The organism is Paenibacillus campinasensis, assembly GCF_002272015.1.
GTDB classification, from domain to species: Bacteria; Bacillota; Bacilli; order Paenibacillales; family Paenibacillaceae; genus Paenibacillus_AQ; species Paenibacillus_AQ campinasensis.
In genome coordinates this window covers 243,641-266,718 of the sequence record NZ_NPBY01000030.1, presented here as the reverse complement: position 1 = coordinate 266,718, position 23,078 = coordinate 243,641, and the positions used below count along the sequence as shown (strand labels likewise).

The 23,078-nt window shown below is 51.5% G+C and carries 16 protein-coding genes; 9 read left to right on the top strand and 7 right to left on the bottom strand.

Annotated elements, in window-relative coordinates; genetic code table 11:
* Positions 1 to 240 precede the first annotated feature (240 nt).
* On the bottom strand, positions 241 to 1,230 hold the full coding sequence (locus tag CHH67_RS10445) for a glycerophosphodiester phosphodiesterase family protein (protein WP_244908145.1): 990 nt from the start codon (positions 1,228 to 1,230) through the stop codon (positions 241 to 243).
* 162 nt (positions 1,231 to 1,392) lie between these two features.
* Between CHH67_RS10445 and CHH67_RS10440 the strand changes: the two genes are divergently transcribed.
* The 5 genes from CHH67_RS10440 to CHH67_RS10420 all read left to right on the top strand — a co-directional run bounded on the left by CHH67_RS10440 (position 1,393) and on the right by CHH67_RS10420 (position 8,143).
* On the top strand, positions 1,393 to 2,082 hold the full coding sequence (locus CHH67_RS10440; RefSeq protein WP_095265105.1) for an FHA domain-containing protein: 690 nt from the start codon (positions 1,393 to 1,395) through the stop codon (positions 2,080 to 2,082).
* An 863-nt stretch (positions 2,083 to 2,945) separates the two neighbouring features.
* The gene (locus CHH67_RS10435; RefSeq protein ID WP_095265104.1) at positions 2,946 to 4,385 is read left to right on the top strand and encodes a PTS mannitol transporter subunit IIBC; all 1,440 of its coding nucleotides are present in this window, start codon (positions 2,946 to 2,948) and stop codon (positions 4,383 to 4,385) included.
* Between the two features lie 116 nt (positions 4,386 to 4,501).
* Positions 4,502 to 6,514, top strand: a complete 2,013-nt coding sequence (locus tag CHH67_RS10430) for a BglG family transcription antiterminator (protein WP_230875789.1) — start codon at positions 4,502 to 4,504, stop codon at positions 6,512 to 6,514.
* A gap of 34 nt (positions 6,515 to 6,548) precedes the next feature.
* Complete coding sequence (locus CHH67_RS10425) at positions 6,549 to 6,989, top strand: PTS mannitol transporter subunit IIA (protein WP_095265103.1); 441 nt, start codon at positions 6,549 to 6,551, stop codon at positions 6,987 to 6,989.
* Positions 6,986 to 8,143 carry a mannitol-1-phosphate 5-dehydrogenase gene (locus CHH67_RS10420; protein WP_095265102.1) on the top strand — a complete coding sequence of 386 codons (1,158 nt, stop codon included), beginning with the start codon at positions 6,986 to 6,988 and terminating at the stop codon, positions 8,141 to 8,143. The genes CHH67_RS10425 and CHH67_RS10420 overlap by 4 nt, the downstream gene beginning before the upstream one ends.
* A gap of 73 nt (positions 8,144 to 8,216) precedes the next feature.
* Here CHH67_RS10420 and CHH67_RS10415 read toward each other — a convergent pair whose 3' ends face one another.
* Positions 8,217 to 8,849, bottom strand: coding sequence for a class D sortase (locus tag CHH67_RS10415; protein WP_095265101.1), 633 nt, complete (start codon positions 8,847 to 8,849; stop codon positions 8,217 to 8,219).
* 1,232 nt (positions 8,850 to 10,081) lie between these two features.
* Between CHH67_RS10415 and CHH67_RS10410 the strand changes: the two genes are divergently transcribed.
* The gene (locus tag CHH67_RS10410; RefSeq protein WP_179292091.1) at positions 10,082 to 13,504 is read left to right on the top strand and encodes an isopeptide-forming domain-containing fimbrial protein; all 3,423 of its coding nucleotides are present in this window, start codon (positions 10,082 to 10,084) and stop codon (positions 13,502 to 13,504) included.
* 259 nt (positions 13,505 to 13,763) lie between these two features.
* Positions 13,764 to 14,825, top strand: coding sequence for an LLM class flavin-dependent oxidoreductase (locus CHH67_RS10405; protein WP_095265099.1), 1,062 nt, complete (start codon positions 13,764 to 13,766; stop codon positions 14,823 to 14,825).
* 225 nt (positions 14,826 to 15,050) lie between these two features.
* Here CHH67_RS10405 and CHH67_RS26185 read toward each other — a convergent pair whose 3' ends face one another.
* On the bottom strand, positions 15,051 to 15,227 hold the full coding sequence (locus CHH67_RS26185) for a hypothetical protein (RefSeq protein ID WP_179292090.1): 177 nt from the start codon (positions 15,225 to 15,227) through the stop codon (positions 15,051 to 15,053).
* 318 nt (positions 15,228 to 15,545) lie between these two features.
* Here CHH67_RS26185 and CHH67_RS10400 point away from each other — a divergent pair, with 318 nt between their 5' ends.
* Entirely contained in the window at positions 15,546 to 16,472 is a 927-nt protein-coding gene (locus CHH67_RS10400; RefSeq protein WP_095265098.1) for a hypothetical protein, read from the top strand.
* Positions 16,473 to 16,587: 115 nt separating this feature from the next.
* Here CHH67_RS10400 and CHH67_RS10395 read toward each other — a convergent pair whose 3' ends face one another.
* On the bottom strand, positions 16,588 to 18,525 hold the full coding sequence (locus CHH67_RS10395) for an FtsX-like permease family protein (protein WP_095265097.1): 1,938 nt from the start codon (positions 18,523 to 18,525) through the stop codon (positions 16,588 to 16,590).
* A complete protein-coding gene (locus tag CHH67_RS10390; RefSeq protein ID WP_095265096.1) occupies positions 18,522 to 19,277 on the bottom strand; it encodes an ABC transporter ATP-binding protein in 756 nt (251 codons plus the stop codon). The genes CHH67_RS10395 and CHH67_RS10390 overlap by 4 nt, the downstream gene beginning before the upstream one ends.
* Positions 19,278 to 19,479: 202 nt before the next feature.
* Between CHH67_RS10390 and CHH67_RS10385 the strand changes: the two genes are divergently transcribed.
* Positions 19,480 to 21,048 carry an IS1182 family transposase gene (locus CHH67_RS10385; protein WP_095265095.1) on the top strand — a complete coding sequence of 523 codons (1,569 nt, stop codon included), beginning with the start codon at positions 19,480 to 19,482 and terminating at the stop codon, positions 21,046 to 21,048.
* A 49-nt stretch (positions 21,049 to 21,097) separates the two neighbouring features.
* On the opposite strand, the gene CHH67_RS10380 is transcribed toward CHH67_RS10385, so the two are convergent.
* Both CHH67_RS10380 and CHH67_RS10375 read right to left on the bottom strand, forming a co-directional pair.
* Positions 21,098 to 22,123, bottom strand: coding sequence for a sensor histidine kinase (locus tag CHH67_RS10380; RefSeq protein ID WP_095265094.1), 1,026 nt, complete (start codon positions 22,121 to 22,123; stop codon positions 21,098 to 21,100).
* Entirely contained in the window at positions 22,120 to 22,812 is a 693-nt protein-coding gene (locus CHH67_RS10375) for a response regulator transcription factor (RefSeq protein WP_095265093.1), read from the bottom strand. The genes CHH67_RS10380 and CHH67_RS10375 overlap by 4 nt, the downstream gene beginning before the upstream one ends.
* Positions 22,813 to 23,078: the final 266 nt, after the last annotated feature.

Genomic DNA, 23,078 nt, shown 5'->3' with positions numbered 1-23,078 from the left:
ATTTGTATGAAACGTTCGTTCCTTATTTGTATGAAACGTTCGTTCCTTATTTGTATGAAACGTTCGTTCCTTATTTTGTATGAAACGTTCCTTATTGCGGAGATGGAGCTTACGTGCAGATGAAGTTAGTTGTGCAGTCAACGCTTATTGTGCGGATCGTTCAGATTATGCAGACGGCGTATGTCGTACTGATAATACGATGATGCAGAAGATTCTATGGAGAAATTCCCTGGCATGGCGCTAGTCCGCGATTTTGTAGCTGGGTCCGATGACATCAATGCGATTCGTCCATATGCCTCCGGTATACCCGTCCGGCAGCCGCTCAAGATCCTCCAAGGTGTCATAGCCCTCTGACCATTCGCCGTCGCCTCCCACGAGAATGACGCGTGTATTTACCTTCTCCATCCGGCTCAGGAATTTGTCCGGCCACCCCCATAGAAGACGTGCATATTTCTCGGGAATATGCAGCTGCGTGTTCCGGCACACGGCAGGGACGTACCCGGTCCAGCCCGCCCCTTCATAGGAGATGAGACAGCTTTTTAAGGTTTCTTTGGACATGGCCCGAACGGTGGGCAGCTCATTTTTTAACGTGTAGACCGGCATATCTCCCCCGTATACCGACAGGCGGCTGCGCTGCTCGGCAGGCAACCGGCGCAGAAATTCGGCGAGAAGAGCGCCTTCCTCGGGATCGTTGCTTTTGATATGCAGAAGGAACTCTCCTTCAGGGATGTCGCGCAGCACCTCGTCCAGCGAGGGCATAAGTCCAATTCCTTTTCCTCGGAACGGGTAGGTCTTACCGCCGTCAGCCGTGTATCCGTAACCGATATCCAGCTGCTTCAGCTCCTCCATCGTATAATCCTTGATCGCGCCGGCAGCTTCGGTTCGGCAATCGAGGGATGCATCATGGAACACCGCAAACTGCTGATCCTTGGTCATCTGGATATCCAGCTCGACGATGTCGGCGCCCGCCTCAAAGGCGGCCTTCATCGACGGGATCGTATTCTCCAGATAGGGGTGCTCCGGCTCGAATATCCACTCTGCCGTACAAGTGTCCGCTTCGATTCCCTCCATCGGGAAGGTCTGCCCAAGGCCGCGATGGGCCAGCAGCAGCGGCTCGCTGTCAGGGCTTTTTGTAAATATGGATGTATTATTGAGAAATAGAAACCCTGCTATCATGATGCCCACAAGCAAGAACTTTCGCGTTATTTTCCACTTTTTTTGTTTACGCACAGTATGATCCTCCTGAAACCAATTGAAATGTACGGTATGATAGAAATAGATTCTTCTTATGATGGTAGTGATTTTGGCAGCTTACTCAATAGATGAACTATAATAATTGCATGATAATTGATGGCGAATCATTCGCTGACGGCAGGAACAGGAGGGAAAAGGATGGATAGGTCCTCCTTTTTGATGGTGGAACGGGGCAATCCCTATGAACATGGAGATGTTATATTGCTGACCCGGCCGGTGACGGTGCTTGGCCGAAGAGGGACACAAGGGGCGCCGGATGTTTCCTTTGATAATATCTATGTATCTCGGAGGCATGCGGCCATAATCTACCGGGACGGCGGTTTCTTCATTCAGGACTTGGAGAGCAAGCATGGTACCTTCGTCAACCAGCGGCGGCTCGCACCGGGCGAAGAGGTTCCGCTGGCCAGCGGGGATTCCCTGGCGCTTGCGCGGGATATGGTAGCCCTCCGATTCTCGGTGCTCAGCACAGATGAGACGATGGACATGACCCCGTTTATGAAACAGCTGGCGTTGACGGAGAGCGGAGCGATCCGGCTCGATCCCTACAAGCAGGAGCTGATCTTCCGCGGGGAGACGTATGCTTTTTCCGAGAAGGAGTTCAAATGTGTGGAGCTGCTGTTTCATCATAAAGGGCAGTTTGTATCGAAGGAGCAGGTGAAGCTCTCGGTCTGGCCGGAGCGAAGCTATGGGGAGGATGAAATTCCGGATGTCAGCACGGAGGAGCTGAATGCGCTCATCTACCGGGTCCGGAAGAAAACAAAGGATTTGTTCCAGATTGAGAGCATCCGTGGCCGAGGATATATTCTGGACGTGGAAGAAGAGCAATGAGGTTGTGCCAGGGCAATGATATTCGGGACGCCATACATGTGACAAGCGGTTGAACAGGGGAGCGTTGTAGACGGTATTTCCTCTGGTGCGGATAGGCGGTTTCGGTGTTCGTTCACTCCGGCGGCTCTCCATTGCCGAACTACGGAAGTGTTCTTGTGCGCATTGGGTATACTTGGTGGAGTTGCGGGTTTGGTGATTTGGTGTTAGGTGTTTGGTGTTCGGGGGCTGACCTCCGTCTTGTGGTTATATGAATCACCGTATGGTGGATTTGTATGATTATTCGTACATAACACACCTTTATTCGATGAAATGGGCCGTTTTATATGATTCGTCACACAAAATTGGAGCTTTATATGAGCTGACAGGATATTTGTATGATAAATCGTACAAATGGATTGTCATCGCTGGATGTAGCATAGGCTTTGTACGATACATCGTACAAAGTCACCTGTGGCGCAGCACGCCCCGATCCTTCTGCCTGAGCAGGAGTGAGCGGGGCGTTGTTACTGTGCTGTGGCCTGTTTCCGTGTCGTGCACCCTATTAGCGTGCTATGCGCCTTGTTCATCTGCCTTGTCCCTGTCCTCGTTAATGCTCCTGTTTAGGCGTTGTGTCCCTGTTAATGAGCCGGGCTGCGGTCAACTTCCATTCGGGGAGTCTTCCCTGACGATGCCGACATAATCTCCAGCCTCGCCCGGGCATTTCTTCAACCGAGAACATGTTCCTTTTAAAAGTTGTCAACAATATTCATGACGAAACCGGGTTTTCCTTTCGTTGAGCCTTGGGTCACTATGTCTTAACATAGAGATGTCAGAGTTTCAAGACCACACATAAGGTTCAATTCATCATACAGGAGGTTAATATAATGTCCAACGAGACAAATAAAAACGCTTCCGGCGGCATTCGAGTCAAAGTACAGCAGCTCGGCCGTCTCCTGAGCGGCATGGTAATGCCTAACATCGGGGCGTTTATCGCTTGGGGACTCATTACCGCGCTGTTCATTCCAGACGGATGGTTCCCGAATGAAGCGTTTGCAAGCCTTGTCGGCCCGATGATCAACTATCTGCTCCCGCTCTTGATCGGTTATACCGGCGGACAGATGATCCACGGCAAGCGCGGTGCGGTTATCGGTGCGATTGCAACGATCGGGGTGATTGTAGGCTCGGACATTCCGATGTTCCTCGGCGCCATGATTGTAGGTCCGATTGCGGCCTGGATCTTGAAGCAATTCGACAAACTGGTTGACGGCAAAATCAAATCCGGTTTTGAAATGCTGGTCAACAACTTCTCGCTGGGGATCATCGGTGGCGTTCTGCTCCTCATATCCTACAGCGGTATCGGCCCGCTGGTTCAGGGCATCACAAGAGTTCTTGCCTCCGGCGTGGATGTTCTTGTCAATGCGAACCTGCTCCCGCTGGTCAACATCATCATTGAGCCGGCGAAGATTCTGTTCTTGAATAACGCAATCAATCACGGGATATTGAACCCGATCGCGGCGGAAGAATCCGCACGTCTGGGCAAATCGATTCTGTTCATGCTGGAATCGAACCCAGGACCGGGCCTTGGTATTCTGCTGGCCTTCTGGCTGGTGGGCCGCGGTTCGGCGAAATCCTCGGCGCCAGGTGCGGTTGTGATTCACTTCTTCGGCGGGATTCATGAGATTTACTTCCCTTACATTCTGATGAAGCCGGTTCTGATTCTTGCGGCGATTGCTGGTGGTGTATCCGGTACATTCACCTTCCAGCTCCTCGGTGCAGCGCTTAACGGACCGCCATCCCCGGGCAGCATCATTGCCTATCTGACTCTGGCGCCTAAAGGCGGGCTGATTCCGGTTCTGGCCGGTGTGCTGGTAGCAACAATCGTCTCCTTCCTGGTTGCGGCTGTGCTGCTTAGAACAGGCAAGAAGGATGAGGAAGAGCTTGATCTGCAAGAAGCTTCTGCGAAGATGAAAGAGATGAAGACCGGCGGCATGAACGATCAGGTTGCTCCTGCATCGGCAGCGGTTGCGAACGCACAGAAGGAGAATGTTAACAAAATCGTATTTGCATGCGACGCAGGAATGGGTTCAAGTGCCATGGGCGCTTCTGTTCTCAGAAAGAAACTGCAGCAGGCGGGTGTCGATATCACCGTCACGAATTCCGCGGTCAGCGAAATTCCGGATGATGCCGATATTGTTATTACACAGAAGACGCTGACGGATCGGGCGATTGCCAAAAATCCGAATGCCGAGCATATTTCGATTGACAACTTCCTGAAGAGCCCAAGATACGACGAGCTCGTAGAACGCTTGAAGGATAAATCATAATCCATGCCTTATGACACGCTGGCGCGTATGTGCCGGCGTTGTCTCCATTTCATGAGAAGAGGGGGGCAAGAATCCTGGGACAATTAACTGCTAGACAACGCCAGATCCTTCTGCTTTTGCTGAATAGAACCGAAGGGATGACCGCTGCTGAGATCGCCTCCGACATTGGCGTGAGCGTTAGAACGGTTCATCGGGAAATGGAAGAGATCGAAAGCGGGCTGCAGGGAGTCGGGGTTCTGCTTCACAAGAAGTCGGGAACAGGTATCCGGCTGGAGGGGAGTTCCCCCGAAGCGGTCACCGGCTTGAGGGAGCGTCTTCTGGCCGGCATGCCTGCCGACTATTCAGCCGAGGAGCGCAAGGTGCTTATTCTCTGCGCGCTGCTGGAGGCGGATGAGCCGATCAAGCTGTTTGCCCTTGGGCACAGCCTGAAGGTAACGGTAGGAACGATCAGCAATGATCTGGATGAGCTGGAGTCCTGGCTGGCCCGGTTTGAGCTGCAGGTGATCCGGCGCAGAGGGTACGGTGTCGAACTGGAGGGGACCGAGACCGAAAGGCGGCGGGCCATCTGCCGCTTAGCCTCTGAATATTTGGATTATTCGGATCTAATCGGGGATGGGGAAGCGAATCATCTTCAGCCGGTGACCGCGCGGCTATTGACGATGATTGGCAAGCCAGTCCTCCTGGATGTGGAAAGAAGTCTGTGGGATATGGACTGGGGCTGGACCGAGCGGCTTAACGAAAATGTATACACGCAGCTTCTGATCGCACTGTCCGTAGCGGTCAGCCGAATTCGCCAAAGGCATGATCTGGAAGTAACCGATCCAGTGACTGAAGATGCCCGCACGCCGCCTATGACAGAGGGGGCGCGGCAGTTTGCCGACAGGCTTCAGAAGACGCTGGGGCTATCGATGTCAGAGGCCGAGACGGCGCATATTTCAAGGCTGTTCGACGAGGCGAGGGAGCAGTCGGAAGGAACCGAATTGCCCCATGTCGATGTGGAGACGATGGAAATCGTCCATCGGCTGGTTGAGGCGGTTAGCAGGCGCACGGGCTTTCCGTTCGGGGAGGATCGCACGCTTCGGGACGGACTTGTGGAGCATGTCGGCAATGCCGTGAAGAGGCTGCGCGAAGGAACGCGCATCCGCAATCCGCTGCTCAGTCCGATCCGCAAGGATTACGAAGAACTGTTTACGGTCGCAAGACAATCGGTGGATGAGATTACGCAGGGGCTTGACGTGCCCGATGAGGAGATCGGCTTTCTCGTGATGCACTTCGGTGCCTCCATGGAACGTCTCAACCAGCTGGGCCACCATCTGAAGGCGATTCTCGTATGCTCCAGCGGGCTCAGCTCGTCGAGGCTGCTCGGGATTCGGTTATCCAAGGAGATGCCGCAGATTGAGGTGCTTGGCAATGCTTCCTGGTATGAGGCGGCCCGCATTCCGGAGGACGACTATGATCTGATCATCTCTACAATCGACCTCCCGCTGCCAGGCGAGAAGTATATCAAGTTAAGTCCTCTGCTGACGGCCGAGGACAAGGAGAAGCTGCTTCAGTATATACAGAATGAGGTTGCTCCCGCCGGGAGCAGACCGGTCATCAAGCGGGAAGAACAGCGGAAGACCGCCTCGCTGGAGCGCCTGCGGTCCCAGGCGCTGCTATTGAATGAGGTCGTGTCCCTGCTCGATGACTTCCATGTGCATCAGCTGGATAACCGGCCTCGGGATTTGGAGGGGACTCTGGCTGCGGCTTTGGCTATACTAAGCAAGCAAGGCGCAGTCAGCAATGCGGCGCATGTCAAGGCGCGCCTGCTGGAGCGGGAGCGGATGGGCACTCAGCTGATCCCCGACACCGCGCTGGCTCTGTTCCACACGCGCAGCCGGGAGGTTGCGAAACCTTCATTGTCTCTGTTCAGACTGGCCGCTCCCGTGCCGCTTGAAGACGGGGCGGAAGCGCGGGTCATTCTGATGATGCTGGCGCCTAAGAAGCTTCCGAAGGAGAGTCTTGAGGTGCTTAGCGAGATTAGTGCGATGCTGCTGGGCACCGAGCTGATTGAACTGATGGAGCGGGGCGGGGAGGAAGAGATCAAGTCTTATCTAGCCGAAGAGCTGCAGCTGTTTTTTCGTGACTGACCATATAATCAACTTACAGAAAGAGGGAGAAACAATGAGCAACATACTGTCGAAAGATAAAGTGATTCTGAATGGTACGGCACAAGACAAAACCGAGGCGATCCGCATGGCGGGCGAGCTGCTTGTGAAAGCAGGTCATGTGTCGGCCGATTATGTAGACAAAATGCTGGAGCGCGAAGAGATTGCCTCCACGTATATGGGGGGCGGACTGGCGATTCCTCATGGTACGAAAGAAGCCAAGAGCATGGTGGCTTCGACGGGGCTGTCGATCGTTCGTTTTCCGGAGGGTGTTGATTTTGGCGGCGATGAGCCGGCCTTTGTGGTTATCGGGATTGCCGCAGCGGGTGGCGACCATATGGAAATTCTGACGAATGTCGCGATGATCTTCACCGATGATGAGAGCATCGGCAAGGTGATGGACGCTACAACCGAGGAGGAGATCCTTGCCATCTTCGAAGGGGGCATGGGAGCATGAAGGCGGTCCACTTTGGAGCGGGGAATATCGGGCGCGGCTTCATCGGACTGCTGCTGTCACAGGCAGGATATGAGGTCTGCTTCCTTGATGTGAATGAGGGACTTGTGTCCGAACTGAAGCAGCGCGGGGAGTATCCGGTAACGCTCGCCAGCGAAGGCCAAGAGACTACGATTGTAAAAGGGGTCACCGCGCTGAATAGTGCCGCTGAGCCTGAAGCGGCGGCGCGCGCGGTTGCGGAGGCGGACCTGGTCACAACGGCCGTCGGGGTCAACATCCTTAAATTTATCGCTCCGACGATTGCCGAGGGATTAAAGCTCCGGGCGCAGTCCGAAGCAGCGCCGCTGCATGTCATCGCCTGCGAAAACGCCATTGGCGGAAGCACGCAGCTGAAGGAGCATGTCTACGGGCTGTTGGATGAGAGAACGAAGGCATGGGCGGACCGGGTAGTGGCTTTCCCTGATGCAGCTGTTGACCGCATCGTTCCGCTGCAGCAGCACGAGGATCGTCTCAAGGTGGTTGTTGAGCCGTTCTATGAGTGGGCGGTGGACCGTTCGCAAATGCTGGAGGGCTTCGTGCCTGTGGAGGGCGTGCATTATGTTGATCGCCTGGAGCCTTACATCGAACGCAAGCTGTTCACGGTGAATACCGGCCACTGCTCGGCGGCCTATGTAGGTTTTCTGAAAGGCTATGCAACGATTCAGGAAGCGATGAAGGATGAAGAAGTGGCCGGGCATGTCCGTGCCGTGCTGGAGGAGACAGGCGCGGCGCTGATCCACAAGCATGGCTTCGATCAGGCGGAGCACCAGGCCTACATCCGTACGATTCTGGAACGGTTTGCGAACCCGGCGCTCACAGATGAAGTGTCCCGTGTAGGACGCTCCCCAATCCGCAAGCTGTCCCCTGGAGATCGGCTCGTTTCCCCGGCAATGCTGGCTTTTGAGAGCGGGCTATCCTATAAGAGCCTGGCAAAATCGATGGCGGCAGCGCTGCTGTTCGACGTCCCTGGAGACCCGGAAAGCGTGGAACTGCAGGCCTCTGTGAAAGAAATCGGAGCCAGCGATACCGCGTCCAAATATACCGGCATTGCAGGAGAGCATCCGATTATGGGCGAGCTGATGAGCCAATATGAAGAGCTGCAAGCCGCGGTATCATAAACGATCGAATTGAACGAAGCCCCTTGATTCCATTGTCATGGATCAGGGGGCTTCTTTTAGTGTGGAGTTGTAATCATGAGTGAAGCGGGAAATCGACAGGATAAGCGTAGAAAATAAAACGCTCCGGTGCGTTCCCCAGGTATCGGAACGGATAGCAAGTGGAGACAACTAGCACCTCTGTGCCCATCGGGCGAATGACAGTGGTGTCGTCTTTATCTACAATATCCGTGCTCTGAATTTCATATTCGAACACCCCGTAGGGCAGCTTCACCACAAAACGGTCGCCTACGGACAGTTGGTCAAAATCGCGAAACACGGTGTCGCGATGCCCGGACAGCAGAATCTGCTCGTTGTCCGATGGAAGGGCGGTCGAAGTATAGTGGCCGACTCCGCGCTCAAGCATTTCATCATCCGTTCCCTCGACAATCGGAAGCTCTACGTCAAGCTGGGGAACATACAGCACACCGATGGCTTCGCCCAGCTCCGGCCGAAATTCGGTTCTGTCCATAAGCGGCCCGAATTGCGTTCCCTCAGGGGCTTCGTTCGGTCCGGAGCCGCTCTGCGTTTGATCGGGAGCAGAAATGATGGCGTTAGCTTCAGCTAAGGCCTCTTTCATGCTCGTTTGATGTTGAACATACTGAATGGCAGCAAACAGCAGGACGCCTGCGCCAGCAAGCAGCAATACATAGCCTGAAATTCTCCGCATAGATGTCCTCTTTTCTGTCTAAAGCTGGGTCTTCGTTTCTGAAGAATGGTGTCCACGTAAGCAGTTCTATTCTGCCAAGGGGTGTTTTTCATATTTTACCCTTCCCCTTTCTGGGAATCCATCCCATCAAAGTCGTGGAATTTTAGGTCTAAAGTTCTGGTTCGGCTTAAAATTCAAAGTGTTTGCCTTCACACACATCCCTTAATGGAGCTGATTGGCTGTTTTAATCGTCATCTGAAGTGATGATCAACCAAAGGTTTCTGAAATATAAATTGGTTCTTTTTTCCTTATGTATTCATTAATGCGAAATAAAGATCAATAGAACAAAAAACAATTCTGATCACTTTTTCGGATGAAACAGCTAGCACTATAGCAAAATCCTTGATTCGCGAAACAGTCCTAGTCGTATGACAAATTCCGTATATTGGATTGAAAAATATTGTCTATATTTGGATGCTCGATTATACTGTGCGTGAGATTGATAAAATTTTAAATATTTTTCTCAAGACAGAGAAACAACGTCGGACAAGGTTTGTGTTCTCTGGATTGGAGGGAGGAATGCGAAAGTTGTTTCGCAACAGAGAAAGCGGAATTACATAACCATGAAGTTTCTGGGAAGCAGGGAAGCTGACAACGAAGCAATCCGTGTAATTCCATCCGCTAGGCTCGTAAATTTTAAGAAAAAGATTGGGGGGAAATCATTGCGGTTAGATCGTTCCTTAAGACGAACCAGTTCGCTGAAACTTCTATTTATTCATTTTTCCATATTCTTGCTTGTCTTTGGCGTGTTCATTCCTGTATCGCCAGGCCCGCTTCATGCTGCGGAACCCGTGACGATCAATGACAATGGAGTATCAACTGACATTGTTGAAGGGCTTAACATTGATGCTTGCCCTAGGCCAGTAGCGTTGGTAAATGGTGACTTTGACCAGCCGGAGGGACCTGGCACCTATGATAACTCGGTAGCAGGAGGCGGTTATTACTATGCAGACACGGTTCCAGGGTGGGAAACGACGGATGTCACCCGTACACCAAGAGGGATTATTCAGATCATGGACCCTGCCCGACCGAGCACGATACCACGAAATGCTGAGAATCTGGAAAATCTTACGAGTAGATTTGCAGAATTAAATGCTGATTCACATAGTATGTTGTATCAAGAATTACCGACCGTTCCAGGGCAGACGATTTATTGGCGTTTAGATCATAGAGCATACACAGGTGTGGATACGATGAGTGTGAATATAGGACCAGTTACGCCCGATCCATTCAACACCACGCCAGAAATAGACCGAATTTCAACTGGGAGTGTATGGGAAACGTATTCAGGGAGCTATACGGTTCCAGCAGGCCAAACCGTGACGCGTTTTGGATTTAAAGCCATTAGTTCGGCTTCTGGATCTGTGGCTTTCGGTAATTACCTTGATAATGTTTTCTTAGGAACCGAGCCGTGCGTCGTTGCTGACAAATCCGTCTCCCCTGCGGGAGAAGCCTTTGTCGGGGATGAACTTACTTACGAAGTCACCATTAGGAATGGCGGTGGAGACATTGCGGCGGATGCCGTCTTCGAGGACGTGATTCCAGAGGGGACCGAATACGTTCCGGGATCGATGAAGATCGTGAATGGTCCGAATGCCGGTGATCTAAGCGATGCAGACGATCAGGATGCTGGTTTTTTTGACGGAGATAAGGTCGTTATTCAGCTTGGTGACTTACCGAACACCACCAATTTGCCGGATGGCATCACTGTACAATTTAAAGTGAAAGCCTTGGCAGGCCATGCCGGAGAGTTTGCGGCTAATAAAGCGACGATTGGTTACAAGAATTTGCTCACAGGTGAGGATGTGACGACCGAGTCCAATGAAGTAACAACGGACATTGTTGAGAGACCTGCCATCGATGCTTGCGCAAGACCTGTAGCTTTGATCAATGGTAGTTTTGAAGAAGGCCCGGCGGTAGGATCTTATAACAACTCCTTCATGTTTTATGCAGATGAAGTTCCGGGCTGGAACACAACGGATAATAGCCAAGGTCCTTATCTTATTGAAATTTGGGATTATGTACGAAACTATCCAGCCGGTGGAGTAAGGAATTTTCCTCCGCCACCTGATGGAAACCGCTATGCGGAGCTAAATGCATTTGACAATGGGTTGTTGTATCAGGATGTGGAGACAACTCCTGGGCAAACCATCTATTGGCGCTTGTCTCACATGGGTCGCCAAGGCGTTGATACGATGCAAGTCCGTATCGGGCCAGTAACGAGCAATCCTTACGACACCATTGTACAAACTCAAATGTCGACAGGAAATACGGCATGGGAAACCTATATGGGAACGTATACCGTCCCGGCAGGTCAGACCATGACAAGGTTTGGATTTGAGGCTGTTCAAACGGCAGGTGGCAGTTTAGGCGCAGGTAACTTCCTGGATGATATCTTCCTCGGAACGGAGCCTTGCGTGGTTGCAGAGAAGTCGGTTTCCCCTGAAGGACAAGTATTTGTCGGGGATGAACTGACCTATAAAGTGACGGTTAAAAATAACGGTGGAGACATCGCGGCAGACACGGTCTTCGAGGACGCGATTCCTGAGGGAACGGAATACGTCCCGGGTTCGATGAAGATTGTGAGCGGTCCAGATGCCGGTGATTTAACGGATGCAGACGATCAGGATGCCGGGCATTATGATGGGGATAAGGTCGTTATTCAGCTTGGTGACTTACCGAACACCACCAATTTGCCGGATGGCATCACCGTTCAATTCAAAGTAAGAGCATTATCAAGTCATGCCGGTGAGTCTGCGGCCAATGTAGCTACGATCGGCTACAAAAACTTGCTGACAGGTGAGGATGAGACGACCGAGTCTAATGAAGTGACAACAACAGTCGAGTATAGAGCTCCTGTATTGGAGTCGGAGAAGTCAGCGACTCTGGTGGAAAAAGCAGCAGGCAACACAGATGCAGCTAATCCGGAAGTAGGCGACACACTGGAGTACACGATCCAGACGCGGAATACGATTGAGGATAGCGTGGTGAGGAATCTCACGATCTCCGATACGATTCCGGCCGGACTGGAGTACGTGCCAGGCAGCCTGACCGTAGATGGTGTTGCAGTGACCGATACCGAAGGCGATGACGCTGGACATTATGTGAACGGCCGAGTTATGGGTGAGTTCGGTGACGTCACAGATACCGCATGGCATACGGTGACGTTCCAGGTGAAGGTTGAGCCGGGCCAGGCAGGCAAGGATATTATCAACATTGCACAAGTGGGCGGAGACAATGTAAGTTCGCCTCATAGACCAAGGCACGAGGTCAAGGTCTATCCGCGTCATCCGCAGCTTGAATCCGAGAAGCTTGCAACCAATTTGGAGGCAGGCAAAACGACATATGAGGTTGGAGATACCGTAGTGTATACGATTCGGACCAGAGCGGTCGTGAATGATACGTATCTGGAGGATCTGAGAGTGACCGATGTACTGCCAGCAGGCTTGGAATTCGTACCGGGCAGTTTGAAGGTGAACGGTGCTTCCGTCTCGGATGAGCAAGATGAGGATGCTGGCCATTCGGTATCACGCGAAGTGTACGGCTCCTTTGGAGACGTCCGGGATATGGACTGGCGCACGCTGGAGTTCCACGCCGTGATTCAAGCCGGATACGGCGGTCAGATTATTGAGAACACGGCAACGATTATAGGCGGTAATATCGATGCTCCAAGCACGCCAACAGAGAAGTTCGTGGTCGAAGAGGAGCCGCCAGTGGAGCCTCCGGTGGAACCGTCGGTGGAACCGCCGGTAGAGCCACCAGTAGAGCCGCCAGTGGAGATTCCACCACCGGTCACTCCGCCAGTGGAGCCACCAGTTGTGATACCATCCCCGGTGCTGGAGACAGAGAAAACGGCTGTGGCCGTGGATCTGAACAGAGATGGCATTCGGATTGGAGATTTCATCGAATATACGATTCGGGTTCGCAACACGGCAGTGAACAGTCATATTACGAATCTGGTCATCACGGATACGCTTCCAGCAGGTTTGGAGTATGTGCCGGGTTCCTTGATTGTTGACGGAGTGTCCGTAACGGACGCCGAAGATGGAGACAACGGCCATTACACACAAGGAACGGTAACCGGAAGATTCGGCACGATTACGGATATGAATTGGCACACGCTGGTGTTCCGTGTTCAACTGGCCGCGGGTCAACCGGGCCAGACGATTCGAAACGTGGCCGAGGTCATTGGGGATAACCTGAATGAACCAGAACGGCCGTCGGAAGACATCGTCATTGGCGGTGGAAATGAGGAGCTTCCAGGATTGCCAGGAGATCCAAATGAGGGTTCGACTCCAGGCACTCCAAGTGAACCGGATGCCGGAGATTGGAATTCGGACAACTCGTCCTCTCCAGAGCCAGAGATGCCGTCCTCTCCAGACTATGGAGAATCGGTAGGCACAGGCGGTGCTGAAGGCTCTGGTGAATCGGCAGAATCCGGCAGCATGACAGCCTCTGAAGAAACGACTGAAGGAAGTAACAGCAGTTCGGCAGACGAGAGTAAGGTTACGGGCAGCAAGCTGCCTAATACTGCAACGAATATGTACAATTATATGCTTGCAGGGGTGTTGCTGCTGCTGGCTGGACTGATCCTGATTCGGAGAAAGAAGATATAAGGTGTGAACCTGTGCACTTGTTACGGATGGACATGCTAAGCACGATGCCTCCGGACACGAACATCGAGAAATTTGTGCAGGTGTAGAGTGAAGAAGGGAAGCCCTTTTCGACGGGGCTTCCCTTCTTGTCATATAAGAACTTGAAAATCTTACGTAGAAGGTTCAATATAAAGATATATGACATTTAAATTTTCGATGACCTGAGCAGATGAACAGGCAAAAAGGCATGATGGACATCATGATTAATGGAGGGAATAGGATGGAGATCGGAATCAGTTCGTTTGTAGAGACATGGCCGGACCCCGTGACTGGAGAGGTGATGAGTCACGATCAGCGAATTCGCGAGGTTGTAGAGGAGATCGTCCTCGCCGATCAGGTAGGACTTGATGTATACGGAGTAGGAGAACATCATCGCAAGGATTATGCGGCCTCTTCTCCAGCGATGGTGCTGGCAGCAGCAGCGTCAATGACCAAATATATTCGCTTAACCAGTGCGGTTACCGTGCTGTCATCGGATGACCCGGTTCGTGTGTTTCAGGATTTTGCCACCCTGGATGCTATTTCGAACGGACGTGCAGAGATTATGGCAGGGCGCGGCTCGTTTATTGAGTCCTTCCCATTGTTCGGCTATGATCTGAATAATTATGACGAGCTTTTTGATGAAAAGCTGGACCTGCTTTTGAAGCTCCGGGAGTCGGAGAAGGTCACATGGTCCGGCAAGCATCGTCCGCCGATTCATAACCTGGGCATCTATCCGCGTCCGGTTCAGCAACCGCTGCCCGTATGGGTCGGCAGCGGGGGCAACACGGAATCGGTCATTCGTGCAGGATTGCTTGGATTGCCGCTGGTGCTGGCGATCATTGGAGGAAGCCCGCTTCAGTTTGCCCCTCTTGTTAAGCTGTACAAGGAAGCGGCTGCGCATGCCGGCCATGATCCGGCGAAGCTGCCTGTCGCATCGCACTCCCACGGGTTTGTAGGGGCGGAAACAGAGGCGGCTGCGGACAAGTTCTTCCCATCCACCCAGGTATGTATGAATGTGCTGGGGCGGGAGCGCGGCTGGGGCTATTATGATCGCGGCAGATTTGACGCTGCACGAAGCTTTGAGGGAGCACTTTATGTAGGGGATCCCGAACTGGTAGCCCAGAAGATCATCCACCTCCGCAAGCATGTCGGCATTACCCGCTTCATGCTTCATGTGCCTGTCGGAACGATGCCGCATGATGATGTAATGAACGCAATAGAGCTGCTTGGAACCGAGGTCGCGCCAAGGGTCCGTGAAGAGATCCGCCGCTGGGAGGCCGCTGGAGCGCCTGAAGAATAACCAGGGCAAGAACATAAGGGAAGGTAAGCAGCCTTATGACTATGCCTCTATTCCGTACAGGAGGCCGAATCGGAACGAACGAAAGTGCCCGTAAGATGGAGATCTTACGGGCACTTTTTCAATCGAGATCATGACTTTACGGGAATTGTCATCCCCAGCTCTTTAATATAATGTTTGATGACATTGCCCTCACTGTCCAATTTATATAGGCCGGAATTGTCTTCTTTAAATTCTGGCCTTGTATGGCTTCACCGTGAGGGGCTTCGCGTTCTTATCCAGCTTAAACGGTCTTTTAGAACCTTCCCAATACACCTTAACAGTGAGCGTGAACTTGTGCGGGAAAGCGTTGACTTTATCCCCGAACCAGGAAGCGAGCAGTTTGCCGATAAGCAGAATGTTCATTTTTTAATAGTGCCTTCAGCGTAGATCACGTCTTCAAGCTCGTAATTTCCTTCGCTCATGCCGTCGGCATGGAAGTTATGTCAATTCGAATCCATTACCTCCGATATATATATAAGACATGAATCGATAGATCGATTGACGGTAAGTTGAATGCTCCGTTCGGGGAAGTCGTATAAAATCAGGCGGTTGATCCAACGGGTGGACATGATTTGCTTGTAAAATATAGAAGAGTATGCCCATGAAACAGATTATTAAGATATTTTTGAAGTGTTATAGAGAGGGTAACGCAGAAGAGTATCTAGAGAGAGGTGAATAGAAATGTCCCAGGAGCTTGTAGTAGACGAAGCCAAATTTACAGAAATCACGAATGTAGACGAACAATACGACAGTCTGAAAATGAGCAATCCATCAAACGAGGAAATCGATGTGGAGGCGTTCATTCAGCATCTGCAACACGTGCAGAACCTGGATCAAATTGAGCATCTGACCATAAACTATAACTCATCCTTAAATAATTTGAACGTATTGAGAGCTTTTACGAATTTGAGGAGCCTGTCTGTGTACGGACAATACATTCAATCTTTAGAAGGAATTGAGTGGTTTAGTAAGGGGGAGTATATTCAAATTCAAACGTATCGCAATCGGCGAAGGGATCTATCTCAGCTTGTTCAAACAAATATAAAACATATTGATCTGTATGTAGAGCGAGCCGAGGATTTATTATCCGTCGCAGGATGCAAACAACTCAAAAGCGCAGATATCTATTGTTCAAAAGAGAATGATTTCTCGGAGTGGAGTAAAGTCACAGCCGAAAGGATATCGTTCAAGAGATGCAAATTCACAGAATTAGGAGATATGGCCAATATCCCGGCGCTGGATTATATCAGTGTCATCAGGTGTCGAAGTCTTGAACGCTTCATAGGGGATAACAGCAATATAAAAAGGCTGGTTGTGGATAGCTGTAATAAGCTTGATTTACGGACATTAAGGACCTTTGAGAGAGTCGAAGCATTAATCGTGAACAGCTGCAAACAAGAGATGAATCTCACGGAGATCGGTGGACTGGAACACGTCAAGCATATCGACTTTATCTTATGTAATGTGCAGGTGGATTTCATCGGGCTGAAGGATTACTTTCCCAACATTGAGTCCCTGCATATATCAGGGATGAAGAAAGAGCGTGGTTTAGAGCTTAAAGCATGGAATCCTGACGTACGAATTACGAGCAGGTCATTTGAACTTTAGTCCGGAATGAAATCTAAGGGGGACCGTCTTCACTGGAGTGCTCCCGGATATAAAATATAACGAGGAGATTCATCGATGTAAGCGACGAATCCCCTCACGCTGTATAGCTATTGGATCACAGCGATTCTTTAATCAATCGTTTGTAATACAGCACCGACAGGAAGCCGAAGATCGAATACAGCGCGGTGTACAGCAGCATAACGATTACCATCGGCGTCCACAGCTCGGTTCCGAAGAGGAACCAGCCGGACTTCACGGCGAAGTAGCTGTGCAACAGCCCGACGATCAGCGGGATACCGAAGTTGAACAATTGCTTGATCTGAATGCCGCGCAGCAGATTGCCTTGGGTGAAGCCGAGCTTTCGCAGAATGGTATAGTTCGGTTTCTCCTCTTCGCCTTCGTCCATTTGCTTGAAGTATAGAATACAGCCCGAGGTGATGAGGAAGGTCAGCCCCAGGAAACCGACGATGAACATGATCAGCCCCATACTGCTTTTCTGGTCGAATATCAACGCCGGCTGGGACATGTAACCTGATTGTTCCGAGAAGCCGAGGTCATGAAATATCGCGTCAGCCTTCCCCAGCATGGAAGCATCGGGAATATCGATCCCGATATACACGGAGCTTTTGGACTGGAGCTTGGGGTCCAGATCTTGAGCCAGCTGCGCATAGATGCTTTGGTCCACGATGGCGGTGGGCAGACCGAGCGAGAAATACTGGGATACGACCGCGTCCTTGTCCACTCCAACCAGTTGTTGAGGAATGGACAGAGTCAGCCCCCTCAGCTCGATCTGACCTGTGGAACGCAGTGACATGAACTGGTTCAGGGCATTGTTCGAGCCGGTAAACAGCGTCTCTTCAGGGGATACGTCAACCCCTTCCACCTGATGGTCGCTCACGACAGGGAGGATCATCGTATTGCCGAATTCTTCCCCGAGATCTGAGCCTACAATGCCGGCAACGTCAGCCTCGATCTGAATCACGTCCCGCCGCGTCTCAGTATATTCAATGTTCTCCCCATTCAGCGCTTGTGTAAACTTGGCCGCATCCTCGGGCAGCAGTACGGAGAAATGATTCGGTACGCTGTGCCGAGCGGACTGCTCTGTTGAGTAATAGGCAATATAGCTAAGCGACAGCAGGCCGATGGCCAGCGCGGATACGGTCGTAATGATGGTGAGCAGCAGGGCGTTCGATTTCATCCGGAACATGATCGACGACAGGGATAATACGTGGTTCAGTGACAGGTAACCGCCTTTGCTTTTGCGAATGGCATTAAAAATAAAGCTGACCGACCCCTTGTAGAACAAATAGGTGCCGATAATGACCGAGCCGAGAATGAAGATCATCGTGGCGAACAGCTCGGTGGTGCCTGTAAGCTTACCTGAGAACAGGATGGAGGACACGTAGTATCCTGCCAGAATCATCACCATGCCGAGCAGACCGATGAGGATCTCCAGCACGGACATTCTTTTCACCCTGATCTCCGCCGTGGATACGACCCGGAACAGGGAGAGAATGCTCTGCCCCTTAATGAACATGTAGTTCATCAGCATAATGAGCAGATAGATGCAGCCGAACACAATCAGTGTCTGCCTCAGGGCGCCGGATGAGAAAGAGAGCGTGGCCTGTGCCTCCAGCCCGACCAATTTGAACAATATCATCAGAATCAGTCTGGAAAAGGAGAAGCCCAGAAATATCCCGATCAGTATGGAGCTGAAGTACAATATCAGATTCTCGCTGCTTAGGATTCGGAAGATCCGCCCCTTGGTCAGGCCGATCAGTTGAAACAGGCCGATTTCCTTGCTGCGGCGTTTAATAAAGATCGTGTTCGCATACAGCAGAAAGACGGCAACGATGGCTACCAACAGCACTGACGAGGCTCCAAGCGCCGCGGCCCCTTTGATGGAGCCCTTGTACTCTTCCATAGCCGGGTCATATTGCAGGGTGACAAAAGAGAAATAGAGCGCCACACTGAAGATCAGCGCAAAGACGTAGAGATAATAGTTCTTTATATTCTTTTTCAAGTTCCGGAAGATGATGTAGTTGAGATTCATGCCTGGACACCGCCCAATACGCCCTGGGTACGGATAATATCGTTGAAGAAGTGCTGGCGCGTTTCCTCGCCCTTGTTCAGCTGGGTGTAGATTTGACCGTCTTTAATAAACACGACCCGGCTGCAGTAGCTGGCGGCCACCGGATCATGCGTGACCATAATGATGGTGGCGTTGATCTTTCGGTTCAGCTCGCTCAGCTTGTTCAAGAGATCCGAAGCGGATTTGGAATCGAGTGCCCCGGTCGGCTCATCCGCAAAAATAATGCTCGGATCATGGATGAACGCCCGTGCGGCCGAGGTACGCTGCTTCTGTCCGCCGGATATTTCATTCGGATACTTGCTCGCGATCTCGTAGATCCCAAGCTCGGAGGCGATCTGCTGGAACTTCTGATCCGCTTCCTTCTTCGATACCTTCATGATGGATAAAGGAAGCAGCACATTTTCCTTCACGGTGAGTGTGTCGAGCAGGTTGTAATCCTGAAAAATAAACCCCAGATGCTGCTTCCGAAATTCAGCCAGCTCCTTCTCCTTCATGCCGGTAAAATCTTTTCCTTCGATCTTGATGCTGCCAAGGCTCACCTTATCGATGGAGGACAGCACGTTCAGCAGGGTGGTCTTTCCGGAACCGGATGCGCCCATAATGCTGACAAATTCGCCCTTCTCCACGCGAAGGTCGATTCCTCGCAACACCTCCTGTTTGTTGAATTTATTTCCGTAGCTTTTATGAATTTGGGTTGCTTCCAATATCGCCATCTGTATCACTCCTTGAACTTATCATAACCCGGCCTGGTCCTTGTTTTCCTTCGATTGAACGAACAAAAGCATAAGGGGCTGTCTCAAAAGTCATCGTAGATGACTGAGGGACAGCTCCTTCTTTAATTTGTAAAACAAAAAGAAACCTCTCTTTGGTAAAATGAAGGTACCACCCAAACATTTCCCTAAAGGAGAGGTTTCTTTGTACATTCAATATACCATGGACCAACTGTTTCTGCCAATGGACCTTGAGGAAGATATTCCACAAAATCACGTCGTTCGCATCATCAACGATGCCGTCAACCGAATCGACGACAAGATCTTCGAGGCCGCCTACTCTGGAGGCGGTCGTCCTAGCTTCCACCCCAAACTCATGACGAAGATCATCATTTACGCCTACAGCCAACGGATCTATTCATCCCGTCAAATTGCGAAGGCTGTGAGGGAGAACATCCCCTTCATGTGGCTTGCCGCCCGGCAACGCCCGGACTTCCGCACCATAAACCGATTCCGCTCAGAGCGGATGAAAGACGTTCTCGAAAAAGTATTCACGGCTGTGTTGGAACTGCTTGTGGAAGAGGGCTACATTAAGCTAGAGCATTACTTCGTCGACGGTACCAAGATCGAGGCGAATGCCAACCGCTATACGTTTGTCTGGGGGAAATCCGTTGTCAAGCAACGGGCGAAACTTGAGGAGAAAGTAAAATCGCTCTTCACCGAGATTGAGGAGCAGGAACTGCTGGAAGAAGCGGCTCATGCGGGCGAGGACCTGGCTGAACTGGGCGAGTCCAACGAACTGACCAGCGCTAAGCTGGAGAAGGCCGTTGCGAAATTGGAGCAAAAGCTACAGCATGAACCGAAAAACAAACCAGTGAAGAAAGCCGTCCGCCTTCTGCGCAAGGATCTACTTCCCCGCAAGCATAAGTATGAGCTTCAACGGAAACTGCTGGGCGACCGTAACAGCTACAGTAAGACTGACCCGGATGCAACCTTCATGCGAATGAAAGAAGACCATATGCGAAACGGCCAACTTAAGCCAGGATACAATGTTCAGATCGGTACGGAAAACCAATTTATCGTCGGCTACTCCTTGCACCAACGACCGACGGACACGCGCTGCCTCATTCCCCATCTAGAGAAAGTAAAAGAAATGTTGGGTAAGTTGCCGAAGACCATCATTGCGGACGCTGGTTACGGCAGCGAAGAAAATTACGCGCGCTTGGAGCAGGAAGATTGCGAGGCGCTTGTCAAATATAACACCTTTCATAAAGAAAATTCGAAGAAGTGGAAGCAAGACATCAGCAAGATCGACAACTGGACTTACCAGCAGGAGTCCGATACTTGGTTGTGTCCGAATGGCCGCACGCTCCACTTCCTGCGAGAGCGCAAGAAAAAGAACGAAAACGGATATGAGCAACAGGTACGCCATTATCGGAGTGCTGACTGTGAGGGCTGTCCATTCAGAGAAAGATGCAGTAAAACGAACAGGAACCGAGAGATCGAGGTGAGCATGACCTTTCTTCGCTACAAGGCAGAAGCAAGAAAGAAGCTTCGGAGCGAGGAAGGACGAGAGTTATCCATCCGGCGCATGATTGAGGTTGAGAGTGTGTTCGGACAAATGAAAAACAACCGAGGATTCCGGCGATTCCTGCTTCGAGGCTTGCCGAAAGTGAGCACGGAGGTAGGGTGGCTTTCGCTTGCCCACAATCTGCTCAAGCGAGCGACATTGAGTCAAAAAATTGAAAACGGCCGGTCAGGAATAGACTCCTGACCGGTCGTTTTTCAATGTCTAAAGCAGGGATTACTGATTCGTACGTTCTTTAACCCCCCTTTTGAGACAGCTCCGTCGTCTGAACCACATCCTGGCTGCGCGGAAAGGTCAGCGTGAAGGTCGTTCCGGACCCTAACTTCGATGCAACCTCGATCCGAATGGAGAGGGCATCGGCTGCTTTTCTGGCCAGATAGAGTCCCATGCCGGTCGACGCGGTATCCTTGTGCATGGAGGTCGAGGTGAAGCCTTTGTCATAAATCCGCGGTACATCCTTGGGGTCAATCCCGCGTCCGAAATCCCGGACGTGAAGCTGCACATGGCCCTCGTCATCCCAGCCGCTTGTCACGGAGATATCAGAGCCGTCGCTACTGTATTTTACCGCATTGGTCAGCAGCTGCCGGACGATAAACCCAAGCCATTTGGCGTCTGACAGCACCTCACTGCCCGGGATGTCGAGTTCAAAACCGAGGCCTTTTTGAAGGCACCAGGACTGCAAGGACTTGATCTCCTTGGAAAGGATGGGGGCAAGCGGGATTGTCTCGATGAACAAGTCATTCTCGATAAAGGCGATCCGCTTCTGGTGGAGCTGCTGATCCAGCAGCAGGTGCACACGGAGCCACTCGTACATCAGTCTGGACTTCAGTGAGGGGTCCTCCAGCCGCTCGATCATTAACTGCATCGTCGTCAGCGGGGTTTTCACTTCATGAATCCAGGACATCAGGTCGTCCTTCTCCCCCTCCAGCTCAGCCTTGTAGCCTGATACTTCCCGCCGATAGCGATTCGTTTGCTGGTGGAGAGCCTGCATGACGAGTTCCTCAAACGGACGTTCAGGGTGAGCAAGTGCACCCAGGTCATACGTGTCGTCCCAGGCGGCCAGTTGTCTGTAGAACCGGGTTTCCCTCTGGTATCTGACAAACAGGAACACAATGAACACGAGCGTTGACAAAAACACGATATACAGCAGGGAGCGAAGCGGGATCGAAATGTCGATGGCGGCCACGGACAGCACGAGCAGCTGCAGGAACAGGAACAACCCGATCCAGCTGAGCCGCTCCCTCAGATATTGCCTGATCATAGCACGCCGGCCTCTTCCGTGGCGATATACCCTTGACCGACCTTCGTTTCAATGAACGAGGCCAGCCCGATGGACTCCAGCTTCTTGCGCAGCCGGTTCACATTGACGGTCAGCGTATTGTCACTGACAAACTGCTCGTTATCCCACAGGCTCTGAATGAGCTCTTCGCGGCTGACAATCTGATTTTTGCGCTCGATGAGCATCTTCAGAATATACATCTCGTTCTTCGTCAGCTCCACTGTGCCCGCTTCGTTCGTCATTGTATTCTTCACATATTCGACGGTGGCGCCGCGCCAAGTTCGCAGATCGATTCGCTCTGTATTATAGTTGTACACCCGGCGCAGGGTGGCCTGGATCTTCGCAATCAGCACCTCGAAATGGAACGGCTTCTGAATGAAGTCATCGGCCCCGAGCTGCATCGACATCACCATGTCGGTTGGATGGTCCCGCGAGGACAGAAAGATAATCGGCACATTGGAATGGGCCCGGATCATTCTGCACCAATGGAAGCCGTCGAACTTCGGCAGCTGGATATCGATGATGACCAGATCGGGATGAATGTCAGCAAATTCCTGCATCACCTTCCCGAAGTCCTGTACGCCATAGACGTTGTAGGACCACTGCTGCAGCCGGTCTCTAATTTCATGGTATAGCGTGATATCGTCCTCAATGAGCATAATTTTAAACATGGAATCACCACATTTCTTGTCATCAGCTTGTCTTTATAGTGTATAGCAAAAGCGTGGGATGATGCTATCTACGCTTCCAGAATCAGATTCCGAGGAATGTTAGGTTTGTAGAGAAATTGTAAAGAACCCAACTATCCGCTGTATGAAGCCACCCACCGTCTTATTGTGCAGGGTCGGCTAATAGAAGCCTAGGGGCTGCTGTTTCTGTATCAAGTTGGCGGATAGATTGGTTATAAACAATTTTTCCCTACCCATCCATATATGAG

Bases quoted from the DNA above. Each gene is read 5' to 3' on its own strand.
- CHH67_RS10380 (WP_095265094.1), bottom strand. From the start codon at position 22,123: ATGATCAGGCAATATCTGAGGGAGCGGCTCAGCTGGATCGGGTTGTTC.
- CHH67_RS10395 (WP_095265097.1), bottom strand. From the start codon at position 18,525: ATGAATCTCAACTACATCATCTTCCGGAACTTGAAAAAGAATATAAAG.
- CHH67_RS10400 (WP_095265098.1), top strand. From the start codon at position 15,546: ATGTCCCAGGAGCTTGTAGTAGACGAAGCCAAATTTACAGAAATCACG.
- CHH67_RS10375 (WP_095265093.1), bottom strand. From the start codon at position 22,812: ATGTTTAAAATTATGCTCATTGAGGACGATATCACGCTATACCATGAA.
- CHH67_RS10440 (WP_095265105.1), top strand. From the start codon at position 1,393: ATGGATAGGTCCTCCTTTTTGATGGTGGAACGGGGCAATCCCTATGAA.
- CHH67_RS10420 (WP_095265102.1), top strand. From the start codon at position 6,986: ATGAAGGCGGTCCACTTTGGAGCGGGGAATATCGGGCGCGGCTTCATC.
- CHH67_RS10410 (WP_179292091.1), top strand. From the start codon at position 10,082: ATGAGTGTGAATATAGGACCAGTTACGCCCGATCCATTCAACACCACG.
- CHH67_RS10390 (WP_095265096.1), bottom strand. From the start codon at position 19,277: ATGGCGATATTGGAAGCAACCCAAATTCATAAAAGCTACGGAAATAAA.
- CHH67_RS10425 (WP_095265103.1), top strand. From the start codon at position 6,549: ATGAGCAACATACTGTCGAAAGATAAAGTGATTCTGAATGGTACGGCA.
- CHH67_RS26185 (WP_179292090.1), bottom strand. From the start codon at position 15,227: ATGAACATTCTGCTTATCGGCAAACTGCTCGCTTCCTGGTTCGGGGAT.
- CHH67_RS10405 (WP_095265099.1), top strand. From the start codon at position 13,764: ATGGAGATCGGAATCAGTTCGTTTGTAGAGACATGGCCGGACCCCGTG.
- CHH67_RS10415 (WP_095265101.1), bottom strand. From the start codon at position 8,849: ATGCGGAGAATTTCAGGCTATGTATTGCTGCTTGCTGGCGCAGGCGTC.
- CHH67_RS10435 (WP_095265104.1), top strand. From the start codon at position 2,946: ATGTCCAACGAGACAAATAAAAACGCTTCCGGCGGCATTCGAGTCAAA.